At 69.4% G+C, this 14,484-nt stretch carries 15 protein-coding genes and 2 tRNA genes; 12 read left to right on the top strand and 5 right to left on the bottom strand.

Translation table 11 applies throughout. From position 1 onward, the window contains the following. The coding region (locus L0H79_RS14835; RefSeq protein ID WP_301485409.1) for a hypothetical protein at positions 1-406 on the bottom strand (406 nt) is incomplete at its 3' end. A gap of 469 nt (positions 407-875) precedes the next feature. On the opposite strand from L0H79_RS14835, the gene L0H79_RS14840 reads away from it, so the two are divergent. Genes L0H79_RS14840 through L0H79_RS14850 form a run of 3 tightly spaced genes read left to right on the top strand, consistent with a single transcriptional unit; the run spans position 876 to position 2,640 of the window. Beyond that, on the top strand, positions 876-1,079 hold the full coding sequence (locus tag L0H79_RS14840; RefSeq protein WP_301485410.1) for a sugar phosphate nucleotidyltransferase: 204 nt from the start codon (positions 876-878) through the stop codon (positions 1,077-1,079). Continuing rightward, positions 1,076-1,711, top strand: a complete 636-nt coding sequence (locus L0H79_RS14845) for a low molecular weight phosphatase family protein (protein WP_301485411.1) — start codon at positions 1,076-1,078, stop codon at positions 1,709-1,711. The genes L0H79_RS14840 and L0H79_RS14845 overlap by 4 nt, the downstream gene beginning before the upstream one ends. Positions 1,712-1,725: 14 nt before the next feature. Next, positions 1,726-2,640: a hypothetical protein gene (locus L0H79_RS14850; RefSeq protein WP_301485412.1), complete on the top strand. Its 915-nt coding sequence runs from the start codon at positions 1,726-1,728 to the stop codon at positions 2,638-2,640. A 128-nt stretch (positions 2,641-2,768) separates the two neighbouring features. On the opposite strand, the gene L0H79_RS14855 is transcribed toward L0H79_RS14850, so the two are convergent. Further along, complete coding sequence (locus tag L0H79_RS14855) at positions 2,769-4,196, bottom strand: polysaccharide biosynthesis tyrosine autokinase (RefSeq protein ID WP_301485413.1); 1,428 nt, start codon at positions 4,194-4,196, stop codon at positions 2,769-2,771. A gap of 265 nt (positions 4,197-4,461) precedes the next feature. Here L0H79_RS14855 and icmF point away from each other — a divergent pair, with 265 nt between their 5' ends. Together icmF and L0H79_RS14865 are read left to right on the top strand one after the other, a co-directional pair. Next, a complete protein-coding gene (gene icmF / locus L0H79_RS14860) occupies positions 4,462-7,698 on the top strand; it encodes a fused isobutyryl-CoA mutase/GTPase IcmF (protein ID WP_301485414.1) in 3,237 nt (1,078 codons plus the stop codon). Between the two features lie 79 nt (positions 7,699-7,777). Further along, entirely contained in the window at positions 7,778-8,539 is a 762-nt protein-coding gene (locus L0H79_RS14865; RefSeq protein ID WP_301485415.1) for a helical backbone metal receptor, read from the top strand. Positions 8,540-8,668: 129 nt separating this feature from the next. Here the strand turns inward: L0H79_RS14865 and L0H79_RS14870 are convergent, their stop codons facing one another. Together L0H79_RS14870 and L0H79_RS14875 are read right to left on the bottom strand one after the other, a co-directional pair. Continuing rightward, complete coding sequence (locus tag L0H79_RS14870) at positions 8,669-8,878, bottom strand: hypothetical protein (protein WP_301485416.1); 210 nt, start codon at positions 8,876-8,878, stop codon at positions 8,669-8,671. Between the two features lie 55 nt (positions 8,879-8,933). Further along, a complete protein-coding gene (locus L0H79_RS14875; protein WP_367652475.1) occupies positions 8,934-9,320 on the bottom strand; it encodes a hypothetical protein in 387 nt (128 codons plus the stop codon). Positions 9,321-9,636: 316 nt separating this feature from the next. Between L0H79_RS14875 and L0H79_RS14880 the strand changes: the two genes are divergently transcribed. Further along, positions 9,637-10,536 carry a hypothetical protein gene (locus tag L0H79_RS14880; RefSeq protein ID WP_301485417.1) on the top strand — a complete coding sequence of 300 codons (900 nt, stop codon included), beginning with the start codon at positions 9,637-9,639 and terminating at the stop codon, positions 10,534-10,536. A gap of 5 nt (positions 10,537-10,541) precedes the next feature. On the opposite strand, the gene L0H79_RS14885 is transcribed toward L0H79_RS14880, so the two are convergent. Continuing rightward, positions 10,542-11,693 carry an AI-2E family transporter gene (locus L0H79_RS14885; RefSeq protein WP_301485418.1) on the bottom strand — a complete coding sequence of 384 codons (1,152 nt, stop codon included), beginning with the start codon at positions 11,691-11,693 and terminating at the stop codon, positions 10,542-10,544. Between the two features lie 141 nt (positions 11,694-11,834). Here L0H79_RS14885 and L0H79_RS14890 point away from each other — a divergent pair. The 6 genes from L0H79_RS14890 (at position 11,835) to L0H79_RS14915 (ending at position 14,436) form a co-directional block, all read left to right on the top strand. Next, a tRNA-Thr gene (locus tag L0H79_RS14890) sits at positions 11,835-11,907 on the top strand. A gap of 38 nt (positions 11,908-11,945) precedes the next feature. Beyond that, positions 11,946-12,019: transfer RNA gene (locus L0H79_RS14895), tRNA-Met, on the top strand. A 128-nt stretch (positions 12,020-12,147) separates the two neighbouring features. Next, positions 12,148-12,318: a 50S ribosomal protein L33 gene (rpmG, locus tag L0H79_RS14900; RefSeq protein ID WP_034721175.1), complete on the top strand. Its 171-nt coding sequence runs from the start codon at positions 12,148-12,150 to the stop codon at positions 12,316-12,318. A 140-nt stretch (positions 12,319-12,458) separates the two neighbouring features. Further along, positions 12,459-12,905: a MaoC family dehydratase N-terminal domain-containing protein gene (locus L0H79_RS14905; protein ID WP_301485419.1), complete on the top strand. Its 447-nt coding sequence runs from the start codon at positions 12,459-12,461 to the stop codon at positions 12,903-12,905. Then, complete coding sequence (locus tag L0H79_RS14910) at positions 12,905-13,351, top strand: MaoC family dehydratase (RefSeq protein WP_301485420.1); 447 nt, start codon at positions 12,905-12,907, stop codon at positions 13,349-13,351. Before L0H79_RS14905 ends, L0H79_RS14910 begins: the two co-directional genes overlap by 1 nt. A gap of 11 nt (positions 13,352-13,362) precedes the next feature. Further along, entirely contained in the window at positions 13,363-14,436 is a 1,074-nt protein-coding gene (locus tag L0H79_RS14915; RefSeq protein ID WP_301485421.1) for a UDP-N-acetylmuramate dehydrogenase, read from the top strand. Positions 14,437-14,484: the final 48 nt, after the last annotated feature.

Here is a 14,484-nt window from a genome sequence, read left to right on the forward strand (position 1 = left end):
CCGCGGCGGAGTGGAACTCGGTGCCCACCCGGCGGATCGGCCAGTACGCCTCGGGCGCGAGCAGGATCGCGGTGAGGCCGACGAGCAGGTCCATCGACCCGGTGGTCAGGCGCAGGCCGACGACGACGAGAGCGCCCGCCCCCGCAGCGGCGAGCGCCTGGACCAGCTGCATCGGCCGGGCCCGGATGATCAGGTCGGTCCCCACCGCGAGCGGCAGCACGACGACCCCGATGCCGGAGAGCCAGCCGACGACCTGCAGGAGCAGCCGGGGCACGCCGCTCACTGCGACGTTGAGGTCCTGCTCCAGCGCGCCCGTCGTGGCCCCCCCAACGGCGGGGCGGGGGAGAGGGGAGGGGATCCTGGCCTGCTCCTGTGTCGCGGCGGCGCCGCCCCAGTACCGCCGCATCCTCGCCGAGGTGCAGTCCTTGGATCACGGGTCCGTTCGTCCCGATCGTGGCGCCGTGCCACACCGAGACGTTGCCGGTACCGTCGCGCCGGATACACACTGACATAGTCACGCCCCCACCCTCTGCTCGTCGTGTCGTACGTGAGCTCCCTGAGCGGTAGTGCGTACGTGCTCGTCATCACGACGCCGCACGATGCCAGCCAGTTCGAGGGACTCCTCGGCGACGGGGGGGCACAGTGGTGGGAAGAGCATTTCGTATGCCGTGCAGTTCAGAGCTCAGTCCTGACGGGATCACCCAAGCGTTCGTCTGGGCGGAGCTGGGTGCCGACTTCATCGCCTCTGGACAACGACGTGCTCGTACTCGGCGACAACATCTATGGCGCCGGCCCGGCACGCGGCTGGTGCGCAACACGGACGTCGTGGGCGGGCACGTTTTCGCTCACCGGGTGGCCGACCCGAGCGCTTTGGCGTGGTCGATTTCGACTCCGGCGGGCGAGTCCTGTCGATCAAGGAGAAGCCCGAGGACCCGAGGTCCAACTGCGTCGTGGCGGGGTTGTACTTCAGGGACAACGACGTCATCGAGATCGCCTGCCATCTCAAGCGGAAGACCACACTGCTGCCCACCTACGATGTCTGCGCGAGCTACTACTCGAGGACGAGGAAGGAAGCATGACCCGCAACAGTGGTGTACCGGCGCAGCCGGCGGAGTCGGCTGGGTCTGAGGCGTCAGCCCGCAACGGGCGCGTGCTCGTGGTGTGCACCGGCAACGTGTGCCGGTCCCCCTACATGGAGCGGCGCCTCGCGCAGGTGCTCGAGGGGACCGGTGTCGAGGTCGTGAGCGGCGGCACGGCCGCCCTCGTCGGCCAGGGTATGGATCCGGGCACGGCCCACGAGCTGGGGCAGGTCGGCGTGAGCGTCGTCGGCTTCGTCTCGACCCAGGTGACGGCGCAGCGCGTCGGTGAGGCGGACCTCGTCCTGACGGCGGCCCGGGAGCACCGCGCCACGGTGGCACAGCTACATGCCAAGGCGCTGCGCTACTGCTTCACGTGGGCCGACTTCGCCGACCTGGTCGACGGGCTCGACCCGGACGGTCTCGGCCGGCCCGCGCCCGGCCAGACCTGGGTGTCGCACGTCGCGTCGCTCGCTGCGGCGCGTCGCGGGACCGTCCCGCCGAGGTCCAAGGAACAATCGGACATCCTGGACCCGTATCGTCTGGGGTCTGAGGAGTTCTCCAGGATGGCGAGGCAGATCGAGGAGGACCTCCCGCCGATCGTGGCGGCACTGTCCCCGCCACTGAGGGGTTGAGTGTGAAAGCACGGATGGCCACCGCGGGGCTCGTGGCGTTCCTGCTTGTTGACGTCGCGCTCGTGGCCTTGGCCATGCGCCCCTCCGGGGAGGTGGCCGTCCAGCCCTCGAGCGCCGGTTCGCACACCGGCACGGTGACCCCGACCCCGACCGTCACGGCGAAGCACACCGCGACCAAGCCGGCCTACGTGGCCGCGCCACTCACGGTCATGATCGTCGGTCTCGACGCGACCCGGGCCTGGCGCGCCCGGTCCGGCACGTGCTCCGGGGCCGGCGCCCTCGTGCAGACGACGACCAACGGCGGTAGGGCCTGGACCAAGGGCACGAGGCCAGCCGCGGCGATCGGCCGGATCCAGCCGCTGCCGGAGGGCGACGGTTTCATCTATGCCGCCGACAAGCGGTGCGTGCTCGCGGAGCGCACCACCAGCGACAACGGCCAGACCTGGAGCGTCAGGGGCAAGCTCTCCGGCGCCTGGACCCGCAACCCCAAGGACGTCACCGTCGTCGTCACGCCGCAGGCACCGGGCTCGCACCCCTGCGGTGACGAGGCCGTCCTCGACCTGGCCCGCTACTCGGGCACGCAGGCGCAGGCCCTGTGTCTCGACGGAGGCGTCAAGCAGACCGTCGACGGCGGCTCGAGGTGGACCGACGCCGGCAATGCCCCTGGCGCGCTGGCCCTCGCCTCTCGCGCCGAGGACGGCGTCCCCGCGCTCTATGTCGCGCGGGTCACCACGGCCTGCGCCGGCGTCGAGATCGCGCGAGTCCTCGCCCGCGGCGCCGACCCGGTGAGCGTCGCCTGCGTCAAGACCACCGCGAAGGCCGCACCCGGGGAGGTCAGCGTGTCCACCCTCGCGTCGGCCGGCTGGCTCGCCGTCGGCGCCGAGACCTGGCTCGCCGGCCCCAACCTGACGACCTGGACCAAGGCCTGACCCGGACGCGCGACAAGTCCGATCGACAGGACGAACATCAACGCCCCGCGCCCGCGAGACCGCGTCCTGGAGCGCGCGCGGGCGCGGACCAAGCCCAGCGGCATACGGGATCCACAGCGACGTTGAGGTCAGACCACGCGTATGGGCTCCTGGGCGTCCTTCCGTGGGCGGCGCCGGCCCTTGGCGCGCTGCCGCTCGCTCTCCTTGGCGTATGCGTAGCGGTAGGAACCATAGGCGCCGCCGCCGTCCTTGGCCTGCACGCGGTTGAGGATGAGGCCCAGGACCTGGCCGTTGACCGCGTCGAGGGACTCGAGCGCGTGCCGCAGCTCGTCCTTGGCGACGATACCGGCGCCGACGACGACGAGCGCGCCGCTGACCACCGTGCTGAGCACGGCGGCGTCCGTCACCGGGAGCAGTGGGGGAGCGTCGATCAGGACGTAGTCGAAGCGCTGCTCAAGGGCGCCGATGAGCTGCGCCATGTTCTCGGAGCCGAGCAGCTCGCTCGGGTTCGGCGGGATCGGGCCGGCACCCATGACGGACAGCGTCGAGCTGCCGAAGGGCTGGAGGACGTCGTCGACCTCGACCCGGCCGATGAGGACGTCGGTCAGGCCGACCGAGCCCTCGAAGCCGAGGTAGTCGAGCAACCGCGGCCGACGCAGGTCGCCCTCGACGACGCACACCTTGGCGCTCGTCTCGGCGATGCTGAGGGCAAGGTTGGCGGCCGTCGTCGACTTGCCCTCGCCGGGCAGCGACGAGGTGACGACGATCGACTTGGGCGGTTTGGCCACGTCGATGAACTGCAGGTTGGTGCGCACGACCCGGAAGGCCTCGGCGCGCTGCGAGCGCGGGTCGACCTGCACGATGAGCGGGTGTTCCGGAGCGTCGGTGTCGTAGGCGATGCCGCCGATGATCGTCTTGTCCGTGATGCCAGCCAGCTCACGCTGGCCCTTGACCCTGGTGTCGAGCAGGTCGCGCAGCAGGGCGGCGCCAAAGCCTGCGAGCAGGCCGAGCACCAGACCGAGCGCGAGGTTGCGGCTCGGCCGGGGGCTGATCGGGGCCGACTGCACGCTCGCGTCCTGCACGACCGTCACCTTGACCGGGCTCGGCTGGCCGGACTGGACCCGTTCGATCTCCTCGATCGTCGTCGGGAAGGTCTTGCCGATGGACTCTGCGATCTGGCCCGCGCGGGTCGGGTCGGTGTCGGTCACCGTGACCTCGATGATGACCGTGTCCAGCGGGATCGTCGCACTGACTTGGCTGGCGAGCTGGCCCGCAGTCAGGTCCAGGTCGAGGTCGGCGATCACCGGGTCGAGCACCTTGGGAGACTCGAGGAGCTGGGAGTAGGACTTGACCCGCTGTTGGGTGAAGCTGTTGCCCTGCTGCAGGGCGGCCGCGTTGTCACCGCCGGAGGTCGAGACAAAGAACTGCGTCGTCGCCGCATACGTCCTGGTCGTCACCATCGTGAACACCGCAGCGAGCCCGACGGTGAGAAGGGTGACAAGGGCAATGATCCGCCACCGCTTCCGCAGGACGAGCAGGTAGTCCTGAAGTTCCAAAGCCAGCTTTTCCTCTCTCGGCAGCCCCGGTTGGCCGCAAATCGCCGACACCGGGACAAAGTGGATCGAAGACATGCTAATGGCTCCCCGACCGCTCCCCGACCGGCGGCTGATCGCCGATCACCTCCTGGCGGCGCCCGGAGCGCCGCACGCCTCGGGCTGCATCGTGGGCGCCGGCCCGCGCAAGCCTCTTAAATTGACGTCCATTATTAGGAAGTCCTAGTATTTGAGGAGTCAGCCTCCCCTGCGACACCGGAGTACCCCAATGTCCGACAAGCCGGCCCTCCACGAGCCGAAGCACCACATCCGCCTCGTCACCGCCTCGAGCCTCTTCGACGGGCACGACGCGTCGATCAACATCATGCGCCGGATCATGCAGAGCCAGGGGGCCGAGGTCATCCACCTCGGCCACAACCGCTCGGTCCAGGAGGTCGTCGACGCAGCGATCGACGAGGACGTCCAGGGCATCGCCGTCTCCTCCTACCAGGGCGGGCACGTCGAGTACTTCGAGTACCTCGTCCAGCTCCTCAAGGAGAACGGCGCCGGCCACATCAAGGTCGTCGGAGGCGGTGGCGGCGTCATCGTCCCCGAGGAGATCGCGCGCCTGGCCAAGTCCGGCGTGCACATCTTCAGCCCCGAGGACGGCCAGCGGATGGGCCTCGTCGGCATGATCAACTCCGTCGTCAAGGACTGCGACTACGACCCGTGGGACATCAGCCACCCGGACCTCGCCGCGATCGTCTCCGGAGACCGGGCGCACGTCGCGCGGGCGATGACCGGGGCCCAGGAGAACGAGCTGTCGGCCGAGCTCGTCGCGGGCATCCGTGACGCCGCGGCCCAGCGCACCGTGCCGATCCTCGGCATCACCGGCACCGGTGGCTCCGGCAAGTCCTCTCTGACCGACGAGCTCGTCCGGCGCCTTCGCCTGGACCAGCAGGACAAGCTGCGCGTCGCCGTCATCGCCATCGACCCGACCCGGCGCCGCGGTGGGGGAGCGCTACTGGGCGACCGCATTCGCATGTCCTCGCTCGACGGAGACCGGATCATCTTCCGGTCCATGGCGACCCGCGGACGCAGCCAGCTGCCCGACAACCTCGACCAGGTCGTCGACATCGCCAAGGCGGCAGGCTACGACCTGGTCATCCTCGAGACCCCCGGCATCGGCCAGGGCGACGCGGCCATCGTCGACCATGCCGACGTCTCGCTCTACGTCATGACACCGGAGTTCGGTGCGAGCAGCCAGCTCGAGAAGATCGACATGCTCGACCAGGCCGACGTCGTCGCGATCAACAAGTTCGAGCGGCGCGGCGCCGACGACGCGATGCGCGACGTCGGCCGCCAGATGGTCCGCAACCGTGAGGCCTTCGGGAAGGGCCCGGACGACATGCCCGTCTTCGGCACCTCGGCCGCCACCTTCCACGACGACGGCGTGACGGCGCTCTACCAGGAGATCCGCGACCGGCTCGCCGAGGCCGGCCTGCCCGTCGAGGAGGGCGCGCTCCCGCACGTCACGACGAAGAAGTCGACCCGCATCGCCACCGTCGTGCCGTCCTCCCGCGTCCGCTACCTCGCCGAGATCAGCGAGACCGTCCGCGGCTACCACACCCAGACGAAGGAGTATGCCGCCCAGGCGCGTCGGGTGCAGCAGCTCGAGTCCGTGCGGGGCGAGCTGGCGCAGGCCGGCACCGACAGCACCGGTGTCGAGGCCCTGCTCGACGAGGCCAACCGCGACCTTCCCGGGGCGGTCGCCAAGCAGCTCGCCGACTGGCCCGCCGTCGTCGAGTCCTACTCGGGCGACGAGCAGATCGTCAAGATCAGGGACAAGGAGATCGTCAACAAGCTGACCCGAGAGTCCTTGTCGGGCAACAAGATCCCGCGTGTCGCACTGCCACGCTACACCGACCACGGCGAGCTGCTGACCTTCCTGCGCAGCGAGAACCTGCCCGGCCACTACCCGTACACGGCAGGCGTGTTCCCGTTCAAGCGCGAGGGCGAGGACCCGGCCAGGATGTTCGCCGGTGAGGGCGACCCGTTCCGGACGAACCGTCGCTTCAAGCTGCTCTCCGAGGGCCAGCCGGCCACCCGCCTGTCGACCGCCTTCGACTCCGTCACCCTGTACGGCCGCGACCCCGACCCGCGCCCCGACGTCTACGGCAAGGTCGGCACCTCCGGGGTCTCCATCGCAACGCTCGACGACATGAAGGCGCTCTACGACGGCTTCGACCTCGTCAGCCCCACGACGTCCGTCTCGATGACGATCAACGGGCCCGCGCCGACGATCCTCGCCTTCTTCCTCAACACCGCCATCGACCAGCAGGTCGAGGCCTTCCGCGAGCGCGAGGGGCGTGAGCCGAGCGAGAGCGAGCTGGGCGACATACGGGCCAAGACCCTTGCGAACGTGCGGGGCACGGTGCAGGCCGACATCCTCAAGGAGGACCAGGGCCAGAACACCTGCATCTTCAGCACCGAGTTCTCCCTGAAGATGATGGGTGACATCCAGGAGTGGTTCATCGCCCACAAGGTGCGCAACTTCTACTCCGTGTCGATCTCCGGCTACCACATCGCCGAGGCGGGCGCGAATCCGATCAGCCAGCTCGCGTTCACCCTGGCCAACGGGTTCACCTATGTCGAGAGCTACCTCGCACGGGGCATGAGCATCGACCACTTCGCGCCGAACCTCTCGTTCTTCTTCAGCAACGGGATGGACCCGGAGTACAACGTCCTGGGCCGCGTCGCGCGCCGCATCTGGGCGGTCGCGATGAGGGAGAAGTACGGCGCCACCGACCGGTCGCAGAAGCTGAAGTACCACGTGCAGACCTCAGGACGGTCGCTGCACGCGCAGGAGATGCAGTTCAACGACATCCGCACGACCCTGCAGGCGCTCTGCGCGATCTACGACAACGCCAACTCCTTGCACACCAATGCGTTTGACGAGGCGGTCACGACTCCGACGGAGGACTCCGTCCGGCGGGCGCTGGCGATCCAGCTCATCATCAACCACGAGTGGGGCCTGGCGATGAACGAGAACCCGCTGCAGGGCTCGTTCGTCATCGACGAGTTGACCGACCTCGTCGAGGAGGAGGTGCTGCGCGAGTTCGACAAGATCACCGAGCGCGGCGGAGTCCTCGGCGCGATGGAGACCGGCTACCAGCGCGGCAAGATCCAGGACGAGTCGATGCTCTACGAGCGACGCAAGCACGACGGGTCGCTGCCGATCATCGGCGTCAACACGTTCCGCCACCCCCATGACGACGGGGCGCCGAAGAAGATCGAGCTCGCCCGCGCCACCGAGGACGAGAAGGAGTCGCAGCTCGCCCGCGTCCGCGGCTTCCAGCAGGAGCACGAGGCCGAGGCGACCCCGGCGCTCGAAGAGCTCCGGAAGGTCGCCGTCGAGGGCGGCAACGTCTTCGACGTCCTCATGCGGGCGGCCAGGGTCTGCTCTCTGCAGCAGATCACGGAGGCGTTCTTCGAGGTCGGCGGCCAATACCGCCGCAACGTCTGAAACCCACGGGGGCTCACGGGCCTTGGTGGCCCTGCGCCCCCGTGCACCCTCGAGGGACCCGCGTGGTTTGGTAGGCGGCATGGTGCAGCTGGTCGATGATCTTGGGTATGCCGCTCAGCCGGGACACGCGCCACGGCGCGTCGTGTCCTTGGTGCCGTCGCTGACCGAGGCCATCGCCGAGACGTGCCCGGAGGTTCTCGTCGGCGCGACCGACTGGTGCACCCACCCGGCCGGTCTCGAGGTCACGCGGGTCCGCGGGACGAAGAACCCGAATCTCAACACGATCAAGGCCCTTCGTCCTGACCTCGTGGTGGCCAACAAGGAGGAGAACCGCGAGCTCGACGTCCGTCGGCTCCGCGAGGGCGGCGTCCCCGTCTGGGTCACCGACATCGAGACGGTGCCGCAGGCGTTCGCCTCGATGCGGCGGCTCTTCGAGGACGCGCTGCAGGTGGGCGTGCCGGAGTGGCTCGGGGCGGCAGACGCCGAGTGGGGCGGCCCGGTGCCCGAGCCGACGGCACAGGTGGCCATCGCGATCTGGCGCGACCCGTGGATGGTCGTCGGGTCCTCGACCTTCACCGGCGACCTCGTGGCCCGGCTCGGTTGGCAGAACGTCTTCGCTACGCACGATGACCGTTACCCGCACGTTGGGCTGACCGAGCTCGACCGCAAGGACCTCGATGTCGTCCTGCTGCCCGACGAGCCCTACCTCTTCACCGAGCAGGACGGACCCGAGGCGTTCCACCGGGTGCGAACCGCGCTCTGCAGTGGACGACTCCTGACGTGGTACGGCCCGGCCATGGTCGGCGCCCGGGCCGTCCTGTCGTCACTCATCCCGGGTTGAGGACGCGGCGTACTACGACACATGCTTCGATGTCGGTTCTCGTGGCGAGTCGGGCCGGGCGACCACGACAGCTGCGCTTGATGTCAGTTGTCGTGTGGTCACCGTCTGCCGCGGCTGACAGCGTCGGACCTACTCGCGCCACAGCTCGTCGTGAGAGCCGGGGGAGGAGCCCCCGCGCTGACGACGCTGGCGGCGCAGCCGCAGCTCCAAGGGCACGATGAAGGCCGCCATGATGGCCAGGAACACGATGATGATGACCGCGAAGAGACGACCAGCCCCGAAGGAGCCGGCTGCGGGCATGAGGGAGTGGAACGTCGACGGCAGCTGGAACACGAGCACGCATCCGATCTTGCCTCGTCAAGATGAGAGAGCGTCCAGAGGGTCTCGAGGCGCGTCAGGTCAGGTCGTCGTGCTCGCCTCGCACCCAGGCGGCGTGACGGTCGGCCGAGGACCGCACCACCTGCTTTGCCCCCGAGGGCACAACCGTCCCGAAGTTGTTGTAGAGCCGGTCGAAGTGCATCCCCTCGACCTGGGCCGCGATCCGCTGGACGACGTCGGCGGACAGCGGGATCCGGTTCGGGTAGCTCCTCAGGAAGCTGACCGACCTGCGGTCGGGGTTGGGAAAGATCGCGTCTGCTGCGAGGAGCACCCCGCGGCCCTCGTTGCCGTCGCGCCACTCGAGCACCGCCTGGCCCGGGAAGTGGCCGCCGACCCGGTGCAGGGTGAGCCCCGTTGCCACGGGCCGTCGGTCCTCGTAGAGCTCGACAAGATCGCGATCCATGTTCCATTGGTGCGCAAGGTCTCCAGCGTCGTCCAGGCCTGGCCGGTGGAGGGCACCCACTGTCGCTCGTCGGTGCAGATGGCGCATTCGGCCGGCGGCTCGGTGAGGTCGTCGGTCTCGACGGCGCAGGTGGCGCAGATCCAGATCATGTGCCCAGCCTGCCAAGAACTGTCCGCCCGATCGAGACCAGGTGCACGGTCGATGAGGAGAGGCGAACTGTCGATCGGGGAAGGTGCATGCTCGATCGGGTCAGGGGCACTGTCGATGGCGAGAGCTGCACGCTCGAGAGGAGCGGGCGGTAGGTCAGGATGGGAGGGTGATCCTGCACCTGCGCGCAGCCGTCCAGAAGCTGTATGCCGCCCAGCTGGGGGAGTTCATGTCGGTGCGGTCCGCGATCGTGACGGAGGTGAAGGCGGCCGGCGAGACGAGCCTCGCGAAACAGGTCGGGGCGCTGCGCAAGCCGACCGTCGCCGCGTGGGCGCTGAACCACTTCGTCCGCGAGCACCCCGACGAGCTCGAGGGGCTGCATGACTTCGCCGAACTGCTCCGTGAGGCGCAGCGGACGCTCGACGCCGACCAGCTACGGGCGCTCTCGCGCGAACGGGCGCGCCGGGTGGACGCGCTCGCCCGCAAGGTCGAGTCCGCGGCGCGCACCGCCGGGCAGCCGGTCAGCGACACCGTCGGGGCGGAGGTCCGCCGGACCCTGACCGCCTTCATCGCCGACGAGGGCGCGGAGGAGTCGGTCATGACGGGGGCGCTCGTGCGGCCGCTGCAGTACTCCGGGTTCGGCGGCGTCGACATCGAGGGCGTCGCCGCGTTGGCGCCCCGACAGCTCCGGGTCCTGTCCGGAGGTTCGGAGGTCACCGGCGACCGCGCCGGCGCGACCCCGGACGCTGCCGCTGCCGCCGCCGAGGAAGAGGCGGCCCGTGCCGCCGAGCAGGAGCGTCGCCGCGCCGCTGAGCGGGAGAAGCTCGAGCATGCCCTCGACCGGGCGACCCGGGCGCTTCGGGATGCCGAGCATCGGGTCGAGGTCCAGCAGGCACGGGTCGGCGAGGCACGTGAGGGGGTTGCCGACCTCGAGCGGCAGCTCGCCACGGCCCGCGACCGGCTCGAGAAGGCCACAGGTGGGCTTGCCGAGCTGAGCGGCATACGCGACGAGCGAGAGCAGGCCGTAGCGCGAGCCAGGCAGGCCCTCGAAGCCCACCCAACTGACTGAGTGCACTACCCCGGTGCGGGCTCCTCGCCCGGGGCGGTCCCAGCAGCGTCGGGCCGCTCCACGAGGTCAGGGTGGGGCAGGACCTCGTACTTGTGCACGTAGATGTCGAAGAGCGCCAGGCCGAGGGCGGCGACCGGCACGGCGACGAACGCGCCGCCGACCCCGAACAGGGACGCGCCGAACATGACCGACGCGAAGGACACGGCCGGGTGGACGTCGACGGCCTGCGCCGAGATCCGCGGCTCGATCGTGACGTTCTCGATCTGCTGGTAGACGAGCGCGAAGATGAGCACCGCGATGCCCTGCCACGGCCGGTCTCCGATGAGCCCGAGGGCGACCGGGAGTGCGATGGCGATGTAGGTTCCGACGGTGGGGACGAACTGCGCGACCAGACCGGTCCAGATGCCGAGGGCGAGCCAGTACGGCATCCCGATGATGAGCATGAACAGCGCCGCGCTTCCTCCGCAGATGGCCGCGAGGACGAGTCGGGCCGAGACGTAGCCGCCGGTCTTGGACAGGGCGAGGTTCCACGCGACGCCGAAGACCTCTTGCTGCTTCGGCGGGAAGAGCTGGGCGATCCACCGCCGGAGTCGGGGCGAGTCGGCAGACAGGTAGAACGTGAAGAAGGCGAACGTCAGGGTGGAGAAGGCGGCCGAGAGAATCGCCGCGACGATGCCGATGACGCCACCGGCGAGGTTCTGTGCAGCGTTGGTGAGCAGTCCCGTGCCGACACCGAGCCGCTGGAGGATGTTCTCGTAGTCCAGGTCGAGTCCGAAGCGTTCGCCTGCCCACGACGTGAAGTCCTGCACGAGGTGCGGCACCGATTTGGCGAAGGTGCCGATCTGGTCGCTGAGCAGCCGGCCGAAGACGAAGACGAACGCCGCGCCGAGCACGATCAGACCGCCCATGACGATGGCCGTCGCGAATCCGCGCCGCATCCGTCTGCTCAACCTGCCGACAGCCGGTTCCATGGCGATCGAGGCGAGCAGGGACAGGGCGAGCGTGAAGATGACGTTTCCGGCGTCCTCGAGGACCCACTTGAGCAGGGCCGCCGCCGCGACGACGGCGACGACCACCCACCCCGCGCGCCACAGGCTGTAGCGGTTGAAGTGGATCGAGACCTCATGCTGGCGACCGGTCGTCTCCTGCGTGGACATGTCGGCATCATCGCAGCGCTACGGTCAGGTGCGCGCCTGCGCCCACCGGGCGTACCGATTTCACCGGAGCCGTCGGCACCGTGTAGTCTCACCGCTGCACACAGGTCAGTTGGAGTGCCTTCGGGCTCCCCGGCTGGCGGTGCCCCAATAGCTCAGTCGGCAGAGCGTTTCCATGGTAAGGAAAAGGTCTAGGGTTCGATTCCCTATTGGGGCTCTGGTCGGCCATCGCTTCGCGGAGCGGCGGCAGCCCATGGCGGGGTAGCTCAGCTGGTTAGAGCGCACGACTCATAATCGTGAGGTCGCGGGATCGAGCCCCGCTCCCGCTACCGAGAGCGAGCGATGCGGTCGGGACGATTTCCTCAATCGCGCCGGGGTCGCGTAGCCTTGAGCGTCGCGCGCCCGTGGGGCACCGACATCCCGAACCACCATCAGCACGACCCGAGAGCAGGTTGCAGTGGCCAGCAAGAGCACCGACGTCCGTCCCAAGATCACGATGGCGTGCGTGGACTGCAAGCACCGCAACTACATCACGAAGAAGAACCGCCGCAACAACCCCGACCGGCTCGCGCTCGCGAAGTTCTGCCCGAACTGCGGCCACCACACGGAGCACCGCGAGACGCGCTGAGCCGACGCTTTCGACGCACCGCTTCCTCGGGCCATGGGAAGCGGTGCTTCTCGTATGCCGCCCAGCGGACCCAGCGGCGTACGACTCCGCCCGCTCGGGCCGGGCACGGAGCCTGCCTACCGGGCCGATAGGCTGCCGTCATGCCGGTGAACGCAGACTTCCAGGGGCGCACGTACCCACCCACGAAGCCCTACGGGGTGAGCGCGGCCAAGATCCGCGAGTTCGCCGACGCCGTCGGGTCCACCGACCCGGTCCATGTGGACGCCGAGGTCGCCCGCGCCCGCGGCTACGCCGACGTCATCGCGCCGCCGACCTTCGCGGTCCTCATCGCGCAGCAGTGCGACCGTCAGCTGATCACCGACCCCGAGGCGGGCATCGACTTCTCCCGGGTCGTGCACGGTGAGGAGAAGTTCGTCCACCACCGCCCGCTCACGGCGGGCGACTCGATCGTCGGGACGCTGCACGTCGACGGGGTCCGCGAGGCCGGGGGCCATGCCATGGTGACGACGCGGTCCGAGCTGGCCACCGCGACGGGCGAGCCGGTGTGCACCGCGACATCGACCCTCGTCATCCGAGGAGGCGAATGATGACCGAGGCCCGAACCACCGGCCGCGTCCCAGTCTGTGCCGAGGTCACCGTCGGCGAGAAGCTGCCCGCCAAGACCATCCATGTCGACCGAGCCCGCCTGGTGCAGTACGCCGGGGCATCGCTCGACCGCAACCGCATCCACTGGGACGAGCGCTTCGCCAAGAGCGTCGGTCTGCCTGACGTCATCGCCCACGGCATGTTCACGATGGGCTCGGCCGTCACCGTCGTCTCGGACTGGGCGGGTGACGCCGGCCGGATCGTCGAGTACGGCGTCCGCTTCACCAAGCCGGTCGTGGTGTCCTACGAGGAGGGCGCCGACATCGAGGTCAGCGCCCTCGTCAAGGCCGTGGACACCGAGGAGCGCCGCGCCACCGTCGAGCTGACTGCGAAGTCCGGTGGCCAGAAGGTGCTGGGCAAGGCACTGGCCGTCGTCCAGCTCGACTGATCCGTCGGTCCATGCGCGAGCAGTCCGATGTCGCGCTCGCTCCGTTCACGACGATGCGGGTCGGGGGCGCGGCCGCGCGCCTGGTGACCGTCGAGAGCACCGATGAGCTCGTCGACGCGGTCCGTGAGGTCGACGATGCCGGGGAGCCACTCCTGCTGCTCTCCGGTGGGTCGAACCTCGTCATCCCGGACGAGGGGTTCCCGGGGACCGTCGTGCGCGTGGCCACGCGGGGCCTGGCCCCGCTCTCGGCCGACTACTGCGGCGGTGCCATGGTCCGGGTCGCTGCGGGGGAGCCGTGGGACGACGTGGTGGCCCGCGCCGTCGGTGAGGGCTGGGCCGGGATCGAGGCACTGAGCGGCATACCCGGGCTCGCCGGGGCCACCCCCGTGCAGAACGTCGGCGCCTACGGCCAGGAGGTCGCGCAGACCATCGCCCAGGTGCGCACGTGGGACCGGCAGGAGCAGCGGGTGCACACCTTCGCGGGGCCGGACTGCCACTTCAGGTACCGGCACTCGCGGTTCAAGGGCAGTGACCGCTGGGTCGTGCTCGACGTCCTGTTCCAGTTCGAGCTGGCTGACCTGTCGACTCCGATCGCCTACCCCGACCTCGCCAAGGGCCTCGCCGTCGAGCTCGGGGCACGGGTGTCCCTGGCCGAGACCCGCGGCGCAGTGCTCGCGCAGCGTGCCCGCCGGGGGATGGTGCTCGACGCTGAGGATCACGACACCTGGTCGTGCGGGTCGTTCTTCACCAACCCTGTCCTGACCGCGGACGAGTTCGAAGACCTGGCCGAGCTCGCGGCGCAGCGGCTCGGCTACGACGGCCCGACGCCGCCGCGCTGGCCGGTGCCGGGCCGTCTCGTCAAGACCAGTGCGGCCTGGCTCATCGACCACGCCGGGTTCGTGAAGGGGTACGGGCTGCCCGGTCCCGTTGCGCTCTCGACGAAACACACGCTTGCGGTGACGAACCGTGGGGGAGCGACGGCGGCGCAGGTGGTCGCGCTCGCGCGTGAGATCCGCGACGGGGTGCAGGATGCGTTCGGGATCCGCCTCGTCAACGAGCCGAGCCTGGTCGGCGACAGTCTCTGACTCTTGATTGCGACAATCGAGAGTGCACTTCTTCGGTTCGAGAGTGCA

Source organism: Intrasporangium sp. (genome assembly GCF_030452765.1).
GTDB lineage: Bacteria > Actinomycetota > Actinomycetes > Actinomycetales > Dermatophilaceae > Intrasporangium_A.